The 18,452-nt window shown below is 57.3% G+C and carries 14 protein-coding genes; 2 read left to right on the top strand and 12 right to left on the bottom strand.

From position 1 onward, the window contains the following. Window positions 1–11 precede the first annotated feature (11 nt). From glyA to LOY67_RS11825, 12 genes are all read right to left on the bottom strand, one after another. Window positions 12–1,268 carry a serine hydroxymethyltransferase gene (glyA, locus tag LOY67_RS11880; RefSeq protein ID WP_265067343.1) on the bottom strand — a complete coding sequence of 419 codons (1,257 nt, stop codon included), beginning with the start codon at window positions 1,266–1,268 and terminating at the stop codon, window positions 12–14. 113 nt (window positions 1,269–1,381) lie between these two features. Further along, on the bottom strand, window positions 1,382–1,807 hold the full coding sequence (locus tag LOY67_RS11875) for a GlcG/HbpS family heme-binding protein (protein ID WP_265067342.1): 426 nt from the start codon (window positions 1,805–1,807) through the stop codon (window positions 1,382–1,384). 144 nt (window positions 1,808–1,951) lie between these two features. Next, entirely contained in the window at window positions 1,952–3,010 is a 1,059-nt protein-coding gene (locus tag LOY67_RS11870; RefSeq protein ID WP_265067341.1) for an ABC transporter substrate-binding protein, read from the bottom strand. A 21-nt stretch (window positions 3,011–3,031) separates the two neighbouring features. Further along, window positions 3,032–3,880: an ABC transporter permease gene (locus LOY67_RS11865; protein WP_265067340.1), complete on the bottom strand. Its 849-nt coding sequence runs from the start codon at window positions 3,878–3,880 to the stop codon at window positions 3,032–3,034. 3 nt (window positions 3,881–3,883) lie between these two features. Beyond that, on the bottom strand, window positions 3,884–5,227 hold the full coding sequence (locus LOY67_RS11860) for an ABC transporter permease (protein ID WP_265067339.1): 1,344 nt from the start codon (window positions 5,225–5,227) through the stop codon (window positions 3,884–3,886). Continuing rightward, complete coding sequence (locus tag LOY67_RS11855; RefSeq protein ID WP_265067756.1) at window positions 5,196–6,290, bottom strand: ABC transporter ATP-binding protein; 1,095 nt, start codon at window positions 6,288–6,290, stop codon at window positions 5,196–5,198. Before LOY67_RS11855 ends, LOY67_RS11860 begins: the two co-directional genes overlap by 32 nt. 392 nt (window positions 6,291–6,682) lie before the next feature. Further along, entirely contained in the window at window positions 6,683–9,133 is a 2,451-nt protein-coding gene (locus tag LOY67_RS11850; RefSeq protein WP_265067338.1) for a GcvT family protein, read from the bottom strand. 57 nt (window positions 9,134–9,190) lie between these two features. Further along, window positions 9,191–10,048: a formyltetrahydrofolate deformylase gene (gene purU / locus LOY67_RS11845; protein ID WP_265067755.1), complete on the bottom strand. Its 858-nt coding sequence runs from the start codon at window positions 10,046–10,048 to the stop codon at window positions 9,191–9,193. Window positions 10,049–10,058: 10 nt separating this feature from the next. Beyond that, complete coding sequence (locus LOY67_RS11840) at window positions 10,059–10,997, bottom strand: electron transfer flavoprotein subunit alpha/FixB family protein (RefSeq protein WP_265067337.1); 939 nt, start codon at window positions 10,995–10,997, stop codon at window positions 10,059–10,061. Beyond that, the gene (locus LOY67_RS11835; protein WP_265067336.1) at window positions 10,997–11,746 is read right to left on the bottom strand and encodes an electron transfer flavoprotein subunit beta/FixA family protein; all 750 of its coding nucleotides are present in this window, start codon (window positions 11,744–11,746) and stop codon (window positions 10,997–10,999) included. The genes LOY67_RS11840 and LOY67_RS11835 overlap by 1 nt, the downstream gene beginning before the upstream one ends. A 250-nt stretch (window positions 11,747–11,996) precedes the next feature. Further along, window positions 11,997–13,649: an electron transfer flavoprotein-ubiquinone oxidoreductase gene (locus LOY67_RS11830; protein WP_265067335.1), complete on the bottom strand. Its 1,653-nt coding sequence runs from the start codon at window positions 13,647–13,649 to the stop codon at window positions 11,997–11,999. Between the two features lie 177 nt (window positions 13,650–13,826). After that, window positions 13,827–14,702 carry a LysR family transcriptional regulator gene (locus LOY67_RS11825; protein ID WP_265067334.1) on the bottom strand — a complete coding sequence of 292 codons (876 nt, stop codon included), beginning with the start codon at window positions 14,700–14,702 and terminating at the stop codon, window positions 13,827–13,829. A gap of 144 nt (window positions 14,703–14,846) precedes the next feature. Here LOY67_RS11825 and LOY67_RS11820 point away from each other — a divergent pair, with 144 nt between their 5' ends. Both LOY67_RS11820 and folD read left to right on the top strand, forming a co-directional pair. Further along, complete coding sequence (locus LOY67_RS11820) at window positions 14,847–17,276, top strand: FAD-dependent oxidoreductase (RefSeq protein ID WP_265067333.1); 2,430 nt, start codon at window positions 14,847–14,849, stop codon at window positions 17,274–17,276. 61 nt (window positions 17,277–17,337) lie between these two features. After that, on the top strand, window positions 17,338–18,255 hold the full coding sequence (gene folD, locus LOY67_RS11815) for a bifunctional methylenetetrahydrofolate dehydrogenase/methenyltetrahydrofolate cyclohydrolase FolD (RefSeq protein ID WP_265067332.1): 918 nt from the start codon (window positions 17,338–17,340) through the stop codon (window positions 18,253–18,255). Window positions 18,256–18,452 lie beyond the last annotated feature (197 nt).

Below are 18,452 nucleotides of genomic sequence, written 5' to 3'. Positions count from 1 at the left end.
TTCACGCCCTGTCAGGCGCTATAGACCGGATATCGCTCGCACAGCGCTGCAACCTGGCGAGCGATACGAGCCTCTACGTCGCTATCGCCAAGGCTGTCGAGGATGTCGCAGATCCAGTTCGCAAGAGCGCCGCATTCGAGTTCCCGAAACCCACGGGTGGTCACCGCAGGCGTTCCGATCCGCAGGCCGGAGGTTACGAACGGCGATTGTGGATCGTTCGGAACGGCGTTCTTGTTTACCGTGATATGAGCCCGGCCCAAGGCAGCATCGGCATCCTTGCCCGTCAGGCATTGGCGGATCAGACTCACCAGGAACAGATGGTTATCGGTGCCACCGGAAACCACGTCATAACCACGCTGGATGAATATGTCCGCCATCGTCCTGGCGTTCTTGATGACCTGCTCCTGATACGTTCTGAAACCCGGCTCCAGGGCCTCCTTGAAGCACACCGCCTTGGCTGCAATCACATGCATCAGCGGGCCACCCTGACCGCCGGGAAAGACCGCGGCGTTGAGTTTTTTCCACAGGTCTTCATGCCCCTTGGCGAGGATCAAACCGCCACGAGGTCCGCGCAGCGTCTTGTGCGTCGTCGTGGTAACCACATGAGCATGGGGCAGCGGATTCGGATACAGACCAGCCGCGACCAGTCCGGCAACATGAGCCATGTCAACGAACAGATATGCCCCGACCTTATCGGCAATCGCACGAAAGCGCGGGAAATCCAGGGTTTTCGAATAGGCTGAGAAGCCGGCAATGATCATCTTCGGCTGATGCTCTAACGCCAGCCGTTCGACTTCGTCGTAATCAATCACGCCAGTCACCGTATCGATACCGTACTGCACCGAATGGTAAAGCCTCCCGGAAAAACTGACGCTGGCGCCATGGGTAAGATGTCCGCCGTGAGCCAGGCTCATGCCCAACACCGTGTCCCCCGCCTGAAGGAGTGCGAGGTAGACAGCCGCGTTGGCCTGGCTACCGGAATGCGGTTGGACATTGGCGTAATCAGCACCAAAAAGCGTCTTTGCCCGATCGATGGCCAGTTGCTCGACCTGGTCGACATGCTCGCAACCGCCGTAGTAGCGCTTGCCAGGATAACCCTCAGCGTACTTGTTGGTCAGGCCGCTGCCCTGGGCTTCCATGACTCGCCGGCTGGTGTAGTTCTCCGACGCAATCAGCTCGATATGCAGCTCCTGACGGCGTTCCTCGGCGTCGATGGCCCTGCACAGTGCGTCGTCGTAACCCTGGATTTGATCGTGCTGGCTGAACATAGCGGGTTTCTCCTACTACTTTTTCTTGTTGTTGTCGGGTCCAGGAATCGAACACGCCGGAGCGGGTCGAGGAAGACCACTAATGTCTGGAAGATCGGAAAGGGAGGATGCGATCAGTTGAGATAGGCAGTAAAAGCATTGACACCGGCCTGCGCCACCATCTCATCCTGATCAGGGGTACCGGAGCTGCAGCCGACGCCACCGACGATGAACTCCTGCATGAACAGCGGCAGCCCGCCAGCGACGATGGAAAATCGCCCTTGGTTGCTGGTGTTGATGCCGAACGCCGGTTTACCCGGCACGCTGATGTCGCCATAGGAACGCGTCGACTTGCGGGCAGCAGCGGCCGTGAAGGATTTGCTGATGGCGATATCGATACTGGTGACGCGCGCGCCGTCCATGCGCTGGAACATGATCAGATGACCGGCATCATCGGTAATGGCAATGTCCATATCAACGGCCAGTTCCCGGGCTTTAGCCAGGCAAGCCTGCATGATGTGATGAGCATCGGCCAATGTCAGTCGGGGTACCATTTTCATTTGTCTTCACCTCAAAGTTGATGTCTGCAAACAACCGGGTTCAGATGCCTCACCCATGAACCCAGGCCAGCTCACAGCCCGGGCCGGCATCAATCGAAGTCGCCCAGGCGTCGAACGCCTGGGCATGTGCTATCGGGAAAGGGATTACTTGGTCAGCCAGGCATTGAAGCGCTCATTGAGTTCATCAGCGTGATCTCCCCACCATTCGGCATTCATTTGCACGGCCGTCTTGAAGTTTTCCGCAGAGGTCGGCAGATGTGGCTGCATCTCGGCACTGACCAATGCCTGTGAGGATTTACGCGTCGGCCCATAGGCGATGTATTGGCTTTGCTGCGCCAGAACCGGTGTGCTGGTGGCGAACTTCAGGAACTCCATTGCCCGTGCCTTGTTCTTGCTGCCTGCCGGCACGGCCCAGACGTCCATGTCGTACAGTTGTCCATCCCAGATAATCTTGAACGGCTGTTTCTCTTGAGTCTGGGCAGCCCAGATACGTCCATTCCATGCCGAGGTCATCACGACTTGCCCGTCAGCAAGCAGTTGTGGCGGCTGTGCGCCCGCTTCCCACCAGATCACCTGGCTCTTGATCGTGTCCAGTTTTGCAAAAGCACGCTCGATCCCGGCCTCGGTTTCCAGCACCGAATAGACTTCCTTGCGAGGTACCCCGTCGGCCAACAGTGCCCACTCCAACGTCCCCTGGGGAGACTTGCGCAGGCCACGTTTGCCAGGAAATTTATTGATGTCGAAGAAATCCTTCAGGGCGACAGGCTGCTCACCCTTGAAGGCGTTTACGTTGTAGGCAACGACTGTCGACCAGATGATGCTCGCCACGGCACAATCGGTCACAGCCCCCGAGATGAAGTCCACATCGGCAGGGGCCCCGTTCGCTCCCGGCTCCAGATCCTTGCTCGGATTGATGCGTTCGAACAGCCCCGCGTTACAGGCTCGTACTGCGTCCGGCAGCTCCATATCGACAACGTCCCACGTGACGCTTTTGGTCTCGACCTGGGACTTAAGCTGGGCGATGCCACCGGAGTAATCTTCCAGCGTGGTCTTCACGCCGGTCTTCTCGCTGAATGGTTTGATAGCCGCCTTGGTTTGAGCGGCCGCCAACGAGCCACCGTAGGTGACAATCGTCAAGTTATCTTGTGCCATCGCCGATACGCAGGCGAGGCTTGTCAGCGCGCACATCAACATCTTTTTCATAGTGTTTTCTCAGAGTTCAGATCAGTGATTGATTCCGCGGATGCGGAGCGAACGGCGACGCAGGACTTCGATGGACAACAACAGCAGGACAGACAAAGCGATCAACAACGTTGCAGCAGCGAGAATCGTGGGGCTGATCTGCTCACGCATCCCGGACCACATCTGACGAGGGATGGTGCGTTGCTCGACGCCCCCTAGAAACTGAACGACTACGGCCTCGTCGAACGAAGTGATAAAGGCGAACAGCCCCCCTGAAATGATCCCGGGACGGATGAGCGGGAACGTCACCCTGAAAAACGTGTAGGTGGTGGAGGCCCCCATGCTGGCGGCGGCGCGAGTCAGGGAATGATCAAACCCAACGAGCGTCGCGGTGACGGTCAGAATGACGAAGGGCGTACCCAGGACGGCATGCGAGAGAATCAACGCGAACAGGCTCTGGCCGATCCCCAGTTTGCTGTAGAAAAAGTACATGCCGGCGGCTGAAATGATCACTGGAACGATCATCGGGGAAATCAGGATGCCGGTGAGCAGGCGCTTGCAGGGCAGGTCGGAGCGACTCAGCCCGATAGAGGCAAGTGTCCCCAGCGCTGTTGCAATCACCGTTGCACCCGCCGCCACCAGGAAGCTGTTCTTGATTGACAGTATCCAAAGCGGGTCGTTGACCAACTGCCGATACCAGCGCAGGGAAAACGCCTCAGGATCCAGGTGCAGCATGTCCGTGGTGAAACTGAAGTAGGGTTCCACGTTAAAGGACAAGGGGATGATCACCAGAATCGGCACGACCAGGAAAAGCAATACGAGCAAGGCAAACCCACGCACGGTGAAAAACCAGCAGCGCTCGACAGGCCCGATGTAGTTTGGAAGGCTCATGAATCACCCCAACTTCATATTGGTAATGCCTACGAATCGGTCGTAGACCCAGTACATCAGCAACACCACCACCAGAAGCAGGCTGGCGATTGCGCACGCCAGGCCCCAGTTCAATGACGTCTGCATGTGATAGGCGATGAAATTGCTGACCATCTGGCCGGTCCGGCCCCCCACCAGCGCAGGCGTGATGTAGTAACCCACCGCAAGAATGAACACGAGAATGCCTCCAGCACTGACCCCGGGCAGGGAAAGCGGGAAGTAGATTCTGAAAAATGTGCGCATCGAGCTGGCACCCATCGAGTGCGCCGCACGGATGTAGGTCTGATCGATCCCTCTCATGACGCTATAGAGGGGAAGCACCATGAAGGGCAGCAGGATATGCGTCATGGCGATGATCGTGCCGTACAGGTTGTACATCAGATCCAGGGGCTGATCGATGATGCCCAGGCTGCGCAGGACCTCATTGAAAACCCCGTTGGACTGGAGAATCACGATCCAGGCGCTCGTCCTCACCAGCAACGATGTCCAGAAGGGAAGCAATACCAGGATCATCAAGAGGTTGCTGAGGCGATCCGGCAGGCACGCCAGGAAGTACGCCAGCGGATAGCCCAGCAGAAAACAGATCACCGTGATTGCAGCACTGACGGCGAGTGTTCTCAGCAGATTGTCGACATAGATCTGCCGGCTTTCGGGCTGCTTGACGACGTCACCGTTGTCGTCGAACTGGCGATCCAGCGCGGCCAGGTAATGCACCGCGGAAATCGAAGGTGCCATCACTTTGAGCTGGGACCAGGTCGCCGTCTCTCCCCACCGCTTGTCGATGCCGATCATCAGCGGCTTGAACTCGACGATACCGGCCGGGCCCTGTTTCTCCAGCCCCCTCGCCGTCTTGTTCAAGAGCAGCTTCATACCGCTCTGGACACGGTTCAAATCGGTACCGACCCGATCCAGCTCCTGGGAGCTGAGAAGACCGAGGATCTCGCTGCCGACGATCGCAAACATCTTTTCCTCGGGCAGTGCCTGCCGATCCCACTGTTTCAACTCGACTGCACTTTTCGGCATGTAGGTGGCGAGCGTTGCGTTCTGCACGCTGCGCATCAGCATGTCGCCGATAGGCATGAGAAAGAAGACGGCGATAAACGCCAGCAATGGCAAAACCAGGAGCACGGATTTGAATTTGTTGCGACGCTCGGCCTTATCCAGGCTTTCCTTTATTGATTGACCCACCTTCGGCGGCACATACAGCCGATCCGCAGGCCCTTCAGAAATTACAGGGCGATTCATGGAGTGATCTCCGTGCAGGCGGTGACGAAAGTTAGATAACCGTGTTGAGCGCTCGACAATCATCTGCGCGCCAACCGACAGTCACGTGAGAGCCGGGAGTCGGCCGGAGCTGATTGACGCCGTTGACGACTTTCACGACGAAATCATTTTGGTCGGCGACGCTGAGGCGCAGGCGCAGGTGATCCCCGTGATAGATCAACTCCTGGATTTTCGCTGGCAGCCGGTTATCGCATTGGCCATCGGCCGGATCGAGATACACGCGCTCGGGGCGAATCGACAAGGTGGTTTTCGTTCCTCGGGCAGTGCTCGCGGACTTGGCTGCCACAGCCTTTACCCGCAGGTTCCCGACCTGTACCTGGCAATAGTCGCCATCACGCTCGACGACCTCCCCCATCAACTTGTTGTTCTCTCCGATGAAGCTCGCCACGAATGCCGTTTCAGGCTTCTCATAAAGGTCGGATGGATTGGCCAGTTGCTGGACCACTCCGTCGTTGAAGACCGCAATGCGGTCAGACATGGTGAGCGCTTCGCTTTGATCGTGGGTCACATAGACGACGGTGATCCCCAACTGTTTTGAAAGACGCTTGATCTCGTATTGCATCTGTTCACGCAATTGCTTGTCGAGCGCACCCAGCGGTTCGTCCATGAGCACCAGGTGAGGCTCGAAGATCAGTGCCCGGGCCAGCGCTACACGCTGTTTCTGACCGCCTGAAAGTTGTGCGGGCATGCGATTGCCCAAGGCGCCCATGGCAACCATCTCCAGGGACATCTTGACCTTGTCCTGGATATCGCTCGAAGACAGTCCTCGAACCTTGAGGGGGAAAGCCAGGTTCTCCGCAATCGTCATGTGCGGGAACAATGCATAGTTCTGAAAAACCATGCCGATACCGCGCTTCTGTGGCGAAATATCGTTGACCGGTTGGCGGTCGATGGAGATTTCTCCATGGGTAACGGTTTCAAAACCCGCCAGCATCATGAGGCACGTTGTCTTACCCGAGCCCGAAGGGCCAAGCATGGTGATGAATTCGCCGCGCTGAATATCCAGATTGAAGTTCTTGACCACGAGGTTTTCACCGTCGTAGCTCTTCTGGACATTGCGAAAACTCACAAAGGATTCTGCTTGCATGTGACCACCTTTCTGCAACTCTCTGATCGGCTATGTACGAAGTCGTCGTGAACGGCACTCGTACGTTTCTCTTGCTCGCGATATCGTGAGACGGAATCAATCAGGCGTATGGACGCCCGCAGCTGATCGTCGGCACGGCAAGCTCAAGAGGAATCTTTCGGCAGAAAGGGCTCAGTGCGAACCCGAAGTCGATAGGGTGTGATGGAACGGCACAAAGCTGCGAACCCGACCGGGTTGTCGACGACTTCGCCCTGGCGATGCATTTTGCATTCATTGTTGTCTCCGCGATTTCTTGCCTGGCCCGGAGCAGGATCTCCGGGCTCTGCACGACTCAATCGACTTGTTGTTATGAGATTTTCGAACCGGGTCTACTCAGCGCCGGCCCAGCTGATTCAGCACTTGATCCGACTCATTTCCGGGTCGTAGAAGGCACGAAGGCTGGCCTCGACCTCATACCGTTTCGTGGCTACTTCAATCTCGTATTTGCCTTCCTTTACCCAATCGGTCGTTGCGCCTTCATCGTTGCAAACGTAACCCATGGCAACGTTGCCGCCGATGTAGTGGCCGTACATGCCCGAGGTGGTGCGACCAACAATTTCTCCGTTCCGATAGATCGGCTCCTCGTGATAGTTGGTGGCCTCGGGATCAAGGAACTTGAACAGCACCATGCGTTTCCTGACGCCTGCGGCTTTCTGCTTGAGCAGTGCCTCTTTGCCAATGAAACCGCCCGCTTTACTGAAGTCGGAAGCAAACGACAACCCGGCTTCCAGAGGTGTGTCTTCTTCCATGACATCGTGACCAAAATGGCGATAGCCCTTCTCGATCCGCAGGGAGTTGAGCGCGTGGTAGCCGCACAACTTCAGGCCATGGGGCTCACCGGCGGCGACGATCCGGTCGAAGACATCCGGGGCGAATTCGGTAGGGATGTATAACTCCCAACCCAACTCCCCAACATAAGTGATGCGCGAGGCACGTACACGGGCGTAACCCAGTTCGATCTCCCTGGACGTAGCAAACGGGAAACCTTCGTTGGAAAGATCGTCCGTGGTCAGCGGTTGCAGCAAACTTCGGGCATTGGGGCCCATCACGCTGATCACCGCCATCGACGAAGTCACATCGGTGAACACCACATTCGCTTCTGCCAGCGTGTTGCGACGCAGCCAGGCAAGCTCACGGGCCTGGGTCCATGGTCCCGTGACGATGAGAAAGGAGTCTTTCTCAAGGCGCGTGACGGTCAGGTCCGCCTCGATACCACCGCGCTCATTGAGCCACTGGGTGTACACGATCCGCCCCGGCTCGACATCGATGTTATTGCTGCAGATGCGGTTCAGCACCGGCATTGCATCGCGCCCCTGGACGAGGATTTTTGCAAAGGAACTCTGATCGAACAGCCCGACCGCATTACGCACCGCATTGTGTTCGGCGGCCGACCACGCGAACCAGTTCTGCTTGCCCCAGCTGTAGCCGTATTCCGGCTTCTCGCCCTCGGGTGCAAAGAAGTTGGCCCGCTCCCAACCGACAACCTCGCCGTAGCAGGCATTGGCGGCCACCAGACGATCATGGAGGATACTTTTGCGAGCGTTACGCGCCGTCTCGAACTGACGGAACGGCCAATGCATGGCGTACAGCAGGCCCAGCCCCTCAGTGGTGCGGTCATACAGGTACTGGGAGTTACCCTGGAAGGGAAGATTGCGCTTGATGTCCACGTCCCACAGATCCATAGGGGCGTGACCTTTGGCAATCCATTCGGCCAACACCTTTCCAGCGCCACCCGCAGATTGGATACCCACGGAATTGAAGCCCGCGGCGACAAAATAGTTACGTAGCTCAGGTGCTTCGCCCAGGTGATAGCGGTCATCGGGGGTAAAGCTTTCCGGACCATTGAAGAAGACCTGCAATCCGGTTTTTTCCAGCGCCGGGATACGACGGATTGCCGCTTCCAGATAGGGTTCCAAATGGTCGAAATCAGGCGGCAACTCATCAAAGCTGAAGCTATCGGGAATACCTTCATGTCCCCACGGCTTGGCATTGGGTTCGAAGGTGCCGATCAGCAACTTGCCGGCGTCGGTCTTGAAGTAGTTGTAGTAATCCAGGTCACGCAGGGTCGGCAGCATGATGCCGTTGATCTGCTCCATGGGTTCCGTAACCACGTAATAGTGTTCGGCAGCATGCAGCGGAATATTGACGCCCGCCTTCTTGCCGAAATTACGCGCCCACATGCCCGCACAGTTGACGACGAACTCAGCGTCGATATCGCCCTGTGCCGTGACAACGCCGGCCGCCTTGCCATCCTTGATCTTGATATCCAGGACCTGGGTGTTTTCAATGATTCTTGCGCCGCCCATCCGAGCCCCCTTGGCGAGCGCCTGGGTGACATCGACCGGATTGACCACACCATCCAACGGCAGGTACACGCCACCGACGATGTCCTCGATGTTCAGCAGTGGCCAAAGCTCGAGTGCCTGCTCAGGGTTAACCACTTCGCACGGAAACCCACACAGTTTGGCCATTGACGCACCACGCTTGAGCTCAGTGAAACGTTCCTGGTGAGTTGCGACGCTCAACGAACCGTTGCGAACGAACCCCGTGGCCTGGCCCGTTTCGGCCTCAAGGCCTTCATACAGCCCGGCGCTGTATTTCGCCAACATGCTCATGTTGTAAGTGGCGCGCAAGGTCGGCACCAGGCCGGCAGCATGCCAGGTCGTACCGCAGGTCAACGTCTTGCGCTCCAGCAGTACAACATCCTTGATGCCCAGTTTGGTCAAATGATAGGCAACGCTGCAGCCGATAACCCCACCACCGACGATGACGACTCGAGCCGAACTCGGAACGGTATTGCTCATATAAAACTCCAGGGCCAGCCCCCACGCAGGGCCGCTGGCTCGACGATTGGGGTGTCCTTAGAACACGATGGTTTTGTTGCCGTACACGAGCACACGATCTTCAAGATGGTTTCGAAGCCCACGAGCCAATACGGTTTTTTCAACGTCTTTGCCCAATCGGACGAGATCATCGACGTTCTGTTCGTGGCTGACTCGCGCGACGTCCTGCTCAATGATCGGCCCTTCGTCGAGGTCCTCGGTCACGTAGTGACAGGTTGCGCCGATCAGCTTCACCCCGCGCCTGGATGCCTGGTGATAAGGCTTGGCGCCAATGAACGAAGGCAGGAAGCTGTGATGGATATTGATCACTTTGTGGCGATATTTTTCGCACAGGTTCTGCGGAAGAATTTGCATGTAACGCGCGAGAACGATGCAGTCTGCACGGTACTCGTCGATCAGTTGCTCGGTCTTTGCGAACCCTGCGGCTTTGTTGTCCTTGTCGACCGGTACGTATTCAAACGGAATGCCATACCACTCGACCAGACTGCGCAGATCCTCGTGGTTGGAGATCACGCAGGCGATATCACAGACCAGGTCGCCGGTTTTCCAGCGATCCAGCAAATCAGTCATGCAGTGCGAGCCCTTGCTGCACATCAACACCACTCGCTTACGCTGGTCACTGTCGACAAGACGCCAGTTCATCGCCATTTCCTGCGCGAGAGGTTCGACCTTGCGCCTCAGCACATCGATGTCAAACGGCAGGGACTCGGCACGCACCACCATGCGGCTGAAGAAACGATTGCTCTCCTCGTCCGAGAACTGCGAGGCTTCCTCGACCCACCCGCCATGACTGGCGAACAAGCCCGCCGTGCGAGTGATGATTCCCACCCGGTCAGGACAGTCGAATGCAAATGTATAGGTACGCCTGGTGGTCATTTCAGACTCCTCAAGACAGCGCGGCTTCAAGCGCTGGAACGGCTTCGAACAAATCGGCAACCAGACCGTAGTCCGCTACCCGGAAGATGGGTGCGTCCTCGTCCTTGTTGATCGCGACGATGATTTTTGAATCCTTCATGCCAGCCAGGTGCTGAATGGCGCCGGAGATGCCGACCGCGATGTACAAGTCGGGCGCAACGATCTTGCCGGTCTGACCCACCTGCAGGTCGTTGGAGACGAACCCTGCATCGACGGCCGCACGAGAGGCACCCACAGCGCCCCCCAGCTTGTCGGCAACTTTTTCCAGCATCGCGAAATTCTCACCACTGCCCATTCCGCGGCCGCCTGAGATGATGACCTTGGCGCAAGTCAGTTCGACCCGGTCGGACACGCCGAAATCGGCGCTCAGGAATTTGGACAGACCGGTATCGTGAGCAACGGAAGTGGTCTCGATGGGGGCCAGTTGCATGGCCTTTTCGGCGGCTGCGAACGCAGTGGTGCGCACGGTCATTACTTTCACGGCGTCAGAACTTTCAACCGTCGCCAGGGCATTGCCGGCGTAGTAAGGCCGAACGAAGGTGTTCGCGGAAAGAATTTCCACAACATCACTGATCTGGGCCACGTCGAGCAACGCGGCAACGCGGGGCAGCAGGTTCTTGCCATACGCCGTGGAGGCTGCAACGACATGACCATAGGCGCAGGTTTTCACCCGTTCAGTGACCAGGGCAGCGGTATTCTCCACCCCATGGTCTGCATATGCGCGAGCATCGGCAATGAGGATGCGGCTTACGCCTGCAAAAGCGGCCAGTTCCTCTGCAACGCTGCCCGCGCCCTGCCCCACCACCAGGATCTCGACTTCCGTTCCCAGGCTCGATGCAGCCGAGAGCGCGTTCAAGGTGCCTGATTTGAGAACCCCTTCGTGATGCTCGGCAATCAATAAAACGCTCATCAGATCAACCCCGCTTCGTTCTTCAGTTTCTCGACCAGTTCCTCGACGCTACCCACGCGAATACCTGCCTTGCGCTCAGGAGGCGCGGTAACCTTGATGACTTTCAAGCGAGGGGCGATATCGACGCCCAACTCGCCAGCGTCAATGATCTCCAGGGGTTTTTTCTTCGCTTTCATGATGTTGGGAAGCGAGGCGTAGCGCGGTTCATTCAAGCGCAGATCCGCAGTGATCACGGCCGGCAGGCGCAGGCTTCTGGCTTCCAGCCCACCGTCTACTTCGCGGGTTACGTTGACCCACTCACCGGTTATGTCGATTCGTGAAGCGAAGGTACCTTGAGCGCTGCCCATCAACCCGGAAAGCATCTGGCCGGTCTGGTTGTTGTCACCATCAATGGATTGCTTGCCCAGCAACACAATGCCTGGAGCCTCACGCTGGGTGACTACGTGGAGAAGCCTGGCAATCGCAAGGGGTTCGAGATCACCGCCCGCCTTGATCAGAATCGCCCGGTCCGCCCCCATTGCAAGCGCGGTTCGCAACTGCTCCTGACAAGCGTCAGGCCCCACGGAAACCGCAATGACTTCACTCGCCTGGCCGCTTTCCTTTAATTGCAGAGCCGCCTCTACAGCGATCTCGCAAAAGGGATTGATCGACATTTTCACGTTGCTTAACTCAACGTCGGATTCGTCCGCCTTGACCCGGACTTTGACGTTGGCATCTACGACGCGCTTCACCGCCACCAGCACCTTCATAGCTATCTCCAAACAGGTTCAGAACCTCTGGAGTCCGATGCTATAAGCCCCTATGGCCGCCTACAAACGATCTATATGAGGCATATAGATAAGTAGCACTTATCCATGGAAATACCTGACGCTCCCCCAGAACGAAAAAAACCCGACGCAAGCGTCGGGTAAAAGCGCACCAGGCAGAGGACAGGGCTGTTTTTTTCTTTCGCTTGTGCGGCCCAAATCCGGCCTCAATCGCATAGCGACTCTTCCTCCCCTACATGCTGGTGTAATTGGGGCCCCCGCCGCCCTCGGGTGCACGCCAGACAATGTTTTGACTCGGATCCTTGATGTCACAGGTTTTGCAGTGCAGGCAGTTCTGCGCATTTATCTGGAGTCGACTCTGCGATGCCTCCTGCACAACTTCATACACACCGGCAGGGCAATATCGTTGCGCAGGCTCGGCATAGTTGGGCAGGTTGAAACCGATGGGTATCGAGGCGTCCCTGAGGGTCAGATGACAAGGCTGGTCTTCTTCATGGTTGGTATTCGACAAGTAGACCGAAGAGGACTTATCGAAACTCAGCACGTTGTCCGGTCTCGGGTACTGAATAACCGAAGCGCTGCCTGCAAGGTCCAGGGTTGAGTGGTCGGGACGACTGTCGCGCAAAGTCCAGGGCAATGTCCCGTTGAAAAGATTCAAGTCAATCCAGGCGTATGCTGCGCCTAGCAAGTTCCCGAACCGGTGCATGGCAGGCCCGAAGTTACGTTGCTGGTGAAGCTCCTCATAAATCGATGAGGCCCTGAATTTACGCGCATACGCAGACAAGTCCTGCCCTGCCGACTCATCGACAGCAAACGCTTCATAGATCGTCTCCGCCGCCAGCATTCCAGACTTCATCGCGGTGTGGGAGCCTTTGATCTTGGCAAAATTCAGCGTGCCGGCATCACACCCGATCAGCAGCCCCCCCGGGAAGTGCATTCTAGGCAACGACTGCAAACCGCCTTTGGCAATGGCTCGCGCACCGTAGCTGATCCGAGAACCACCACGCAGATACTGCTCGTAAAGCGGGTGATGTTTAAGTTGCTGGAACTCATCAAATGGCGACAGGTGAGGATTGTGATAGTTGAGGTCCACCACCTGCCCGATTACCACCGTGCCATCTTCCAGGTGATACATGAACGCGCCACCCTGAGTATCCGATCCGGTCAAAGGCCATCCGGTGCTATGGATCACAAGGCCGGGAACATGCTGCTGCGCAGGAATGTCCCAGACTTCCTTGATGCCTAACCCATAGTGTTGAGGGTCTGAGTCGACGTCGAGGTGGTACTTGCTTATCAGCTGTTTCCCCAGGTGTCCGCGACAGCCTTCGGCAAAAACAGTCTGCTTACCGATCAGCTCGATACCTGGGGTGAAGCCCATCTTCTGCTCGCCGGTGCGACCAGCCCCCATATCGGCGGTCACAACGCCTCTGACCCTGCCCTCTTCGTCATACAGGACATCGGACGCAGGAAACCCCGGGAACACATCGACGCCCAGGGCCTCCGCTTGTTGTCCCAACCAACGGCACAGGTTACCGAGACTGACAATGTAGTTCCCATCGTTGTGCATCGTGCGGGGTACGAATACCCCAGGCACCCTGATGGACAGTCTCGAAGACGACAGATAGAAGATTTCGTCAGACTGCACCGGGGTGTTCAACGGGGCCCCCATGCTTTGCCAGTCGGGAAATAACTCGTTCAGCGCTCCAGGTTCAAAAACAGCGCCGGACATGATGTGCGCGCCAACCTCTGCACCTTTTTCGACGAGACATACACTCAGCTCCCGTCCTTCTGCTATCGCCAACTGACGCAGGCGAATCGCGGCAGACAATCCGGCGGGCCCTCCACCCACGACGACGACATCAAACTCCATGGCTTCGCGTTGCATCAAAACCTCCACAGGCATCAGAAATAGCCTTTGGAGCCCAGAGTACGAGCGACTTCGTGCCCACAACAAACAATGTATAAGCCACTAATTAATAAGTTGCGCTTATTCGTGAATACGCAAGGGGCCGTCTCTGACGGGCCCCTGTTCTTTTCAAACTCGGTCAATCAGTCCGATACATTAACGAAGCTCCGACTCCAACCAGGTGCAAAAAGCTTGAGCAGCCCCTGACAGCGGTTTGTTATGCGGCTTCAACAGGTAGAAGCCGGCGAGGCATTCGATGCTTTGATCGAGGGGTGAAACAAGCTGCCCACGCAGCCTGGATTTCTCCACGAGTTCTTCGTTGAGCAGGCACACGCCCGCGTTTTCAATGGCCATGCTTGCCGAAATCGCGTAACTGTCGACGTAGAATCGCTGGTAGTTCTCCGCCTCCCCTTGCGGATAAGTAGCCAACCAGTCGCTCCAGCCATTGGGGGTACCCAGAACATCGATCAAAGGCAGGCTGAGCAACCCTCCTGCGTTACGCAGTTTGGCGGCAACGTCGAGTGAGCAGTACGGCTTCAGCTCGGTCGAGAGAAGCTGCTGAATATCGTATTGCTGCCAGTTACCCGCACCATAACGAATCTCCAGTTCTGCACTGGTAGGTGGAGCATCGGCTTCCCAGTTGACACCGTACATACGCAGGGATATTTGCGGATACAGCGCTGCAAACCGCTCCATGCGCGGGGCCAGCCACAGTTGTGCAAAGGAGTTGTTCACACTCAACTCGAGAACACCCTGGGCAACCGAACTGAAGATGTTGTTCATCCCTTGGTGCATATGCCAAAGACCTTCCCGCACGACTGCCAGGTAAGCGCGCCCCGACACGGTCAGTTGGATGGAACGGGTTTGCCTCAGGAATAGCGCTTTGCCAAGTTTGTGCTCAAGCAATTTTATCTGCTGACTGACCGCAGACTGGCTCATGTTCAATTCAATCGCCGCCGCCGAGAAGCTCAAATGTCGCCCGACCGATTCAAAAGTCCGAAGCCAGTTGAGCTGAAGATTGGTCAATGACATTGCGGCACCTTGGCATAAGCTCTACTTATAAATGAGACTGGTATACATCGTTTGTAGTGCCTTCTCAAGCGTCTTAGCATCCCATCCAGAGGCCCGGAGTCCCGGCCACACACTCCCCAACAGCCCGTCAAGGATCCCCCCGAAATGAAATCGGAAGCCAGAGTTCTGGTGGTAGGTGGTGGTATTACCGGTGTGAGCACGCTTTATCATCTGGCCAAGTCCGGCTGGACCGATGTCATGCTGGTGGAGAAGCTGGAGCTGACGTCGGGTTCGACCTGGCACGCGGCGGGCAACCTTCCTTCGTTCAGCACCAGCCTGAACATCATGAAGCTTCAGAAAAACAGCATTGAACTGTACCGGCAACTCGCCGAGCAGACCGGGCAATCGGTCGGTCACCACCAGACAGGGTCAATCCGTCTTGCCCATACCCAGGAACGCCTGGACGAGTTCAAGCGCGTGGTCGGCCTCGCCGCACTTGCTGGGCTGGAGGGCGTCGAGGTCGTCACCAATGAACGCTTGAAGGAACTACATCCCTTCCTGGACACCACCGGGTTGTTGGGCGGTCTTTGGGATCCTTACGACGGCCATATTGACCCCACCAGTATCACCAACGCCATGGCCCAACTGGCGCGCGGTTATGGCGCGACGATCATTCGGCACAACCCCGTCACCGCGATTACACAGCTCGCGGACAAAAAATGGAAAGTGACGACCGAGCAAGGCGTGATCCATGCTGACATCATCGTCAACGCCGCAGGCTTCAGGGCGAACGAAATCGCGGCGATGATCGGCCACCAGTTTCCCATTTGCTCCCTGGAGCACCAGTATCTGGTGACCGACAATATTCCGGCCCTGTTGGATAGACCCGACCACCTCCCCCTGCTGCGCGACCCGGACATTTCCTACTACCTTCGCCAGGAAGGAAAGGGTCTGATACTCGGCCCTTACGAACATGAGCCAGTGGCCTGGGGAGTAGATGGCGTCCCCGCGACATTCGGCCAGGAACTGCTGCAACCGGAACTGTCCCGACTCGAAGACATCATCGGTGCGGCAATGGAACAGGTGGGTATCATCGGTGACGGCGGTATCAAGACCGTGATCAACGGTCCGATCGTGTACACGCCAGATGGCCTTCCCTTGCTTGGCCCGGTACACGGCTATGACAACTACTTCGCCTGCGTGGGTTTCAGTTTCGGGATTACCCAGGGCGGAGGCGCGGGGCGTTACCTCGCCCAGTGGATCATCGACGGCCACCCGGAGGTCGATCTCTGGGAGCTGGACTCCCGTCGCTTCGGCACCTATGCCGACCTTGCCTATACCGTCACCAAATCGCTGGAGCTGTACGCCAACGAGTATCAGTTGAGCTGCCCGAATGAGTATGCGATGCGCCCAGCGTGCCGTGAAATCAAGACCACGCCGATATACGAGTTGCTCAAGCACAAGAGCGCGGTGTTCGGAGCCTATTACGGTTGGGAGCGTGCCAGTTGGTTCGCACGCACTACCGAAGAGCCGGCCGAGCAATTCACCTATCGCCGTGGTAATTGGGACGCGGCGGTACGAGCGGAATGCGAAGCCGTGCAGCATCGCGTAGGCATCCTCGACCTGAGTGCCTTCACGAAATTCGAAATCTCCGGGGAAGACGCTCGTCTGTTCCTGGATCGAATCAGTCCCAATCGGGTCCCCGCTCACCCCGGGGATGTAGCGCTCGCCCATGTCCTCACGCCGTCGGGTAGTATCGCCTGGGAGTTCTCCATGACGTTGCTGGAGAATGGCACGTTTTACCTGATGTGCCCGGCAGCTTGCGAACTGTTGATTGAAGACTGGTTACGACAACGAGCGACCAAATACACTGATGTATCGATTGCGAACATCACAAGGGCCTACGGCACGCTTGTCCTGGCGGGCCCCGAAGCCCGAACGGTGCTGTCGAAACTGACCGACGCCGATCTGGGCAATGAAGCATTCCCCTGGTTTACCGGACAGGAGATCCAGATTGTGGGGGCGCCGGTGCGCGCACTGCGGATGAATTTTGTCGGGGAGTTGGGATGGGAACTGCACCACCCCATTCAGCATCAGCAGGCACTTTATGAAGCCCTCGCCTGGGCAGGAGAGCCCCATGGAATTGTCGACTTCGGGCTCCGGGCAATGGACTCGATGCGTCTCGAAAAGGGTTACCAGATCTGGGGGCGTGAGTTGAGCACCGAGTACTCGGCGCTGGCTGCCAATCTGGGCCACTTCATAAAGACCGATAAGGGTGAATTCGAAGGACGCGCTGCGGTGCTTGCTGAAAAAGAGCAGCCCGGTACGCACCGTCTGGTCCTCATGGAGGTACAAAGTGGCGCCGCCGACGCGTTGGGCAGCGAGCCGGTTTTCCATCAGGGGCGTCCCGTGGGCCTGACGACATCGGGAGGCTACGGCTACCGTGTGCAGAAAAGCCTGGCAATGGGCTTTATCAAGCGCGATTTTTCGCTCCCGGGTACTGAACTCACCCTGTGGATCCTGGGTGAAGAGCGCTCCGCGAAGGTTGTCCGTGGGTGCCTTTACGACCCTGAAGGCAAACGCTTGAAATCCTGATTATGCGACTGCCTTCATGCAGATGGAGGCAGCTATCTGACTGTTAATGGGTAGGACGAAAATGACCGTGACACACGCTTTGGATAACGCGCCCAACGCGCAGGCCACCATCATTGATGGGAAAGCATTTGCCGAAACATTGCGCAAGGATGTCGCCATCGGCGCAAGGGCCTTCCGGGAGAAACGCGGCCGGGCGCCCGGGCTGGCTGTCGTACTCGTAGGCAGCGATCCTGCGAGCCAGGTCTATGTGAGAACCAAGATGAAAAATGCCCTGGAGTCCGGAATCGATTCGTTTCCGCATCTGCTGGAGAGGGACACCTCCGAAACGCAGCTGTTGAGCTTGATCGACAAGCTCAACAATGACCGTTACGTACATGGGATTCTCGTTCAACTTCCGTTACCTGAGCATATCGATGAGTCAAAGGTCATCGCGGCCATCGACCCGGCCAAGGATGTCGACGGTTTCCATCCGGTGAATGTGGGTCTGCTGGGTCAGGGCAGAGCCAAATTGATTCCATGCACGCCGCTGGGATGCCTGATGATGCTGAAAGATCAGCTTGGCGACCTTGGCGGCAAAAAGGCGGTAATTGTCGGCAGGTCAAACATCGTTGGAAAGCCAATGGCGAATCTGCTGCTGCAGGAAAACTGCACCGTCACGATTGTCCACTCCCGCACGCGGGATCTGAACAACGAATGTCGCCAGGCCGACATCCTGGTGGTCGCCATCGGTCGGGCGGAATTCATCGACGCAACGGCGATCAAGCCGGGAGCCATCGTGGTTGATGTAGGCATCAACAGGGTCGAGAAAAATGGCGCACCGCTTCTGGTGGGCGACGTCGACTTCAACTCTGCCAGGAATGTCGCAGCAGCCATTACACCCGTTCCAGGCGGTGTCGGCCCGATGACTGTCGCCTGCTTGATGAAAAATACACTGGCGGCGGCAGAAGCCATCGAAAGCGATGCGGCTGTTCGGTTCTGAAGGCCTGCGCTACCTGCTGAGGCGGCGCCCGGCCTTGATGTGTGGTGCGAGCTCCTCCTTGGGCAAGTGGATAATGCCGAGCCGCGCCACTTCGGCATCGGCCTGATCCCACCGGCAAGCCGCAGGACTGGTCCGCGCTGCTCGACACCAAGACCTGCCCCGGCAAACGCGCCCAGTCCCAATCTGCCGCTTGCCTA

It is taken from the genome of Pseudomonas sp. B21-056 (genome assembly GCF_026016325.1).
Lineage (GTDB): Bacteria > Pseudomonadota > Gammaproteobacteria > Pseudomonadales > Pseudomonadaceae > Aquipseudomonas.
The sequence above is the reverse complement of the archived record's forward strand: the minus strand, read 5'-3'. Positions and strand labels throughout refer to the sequence as shown.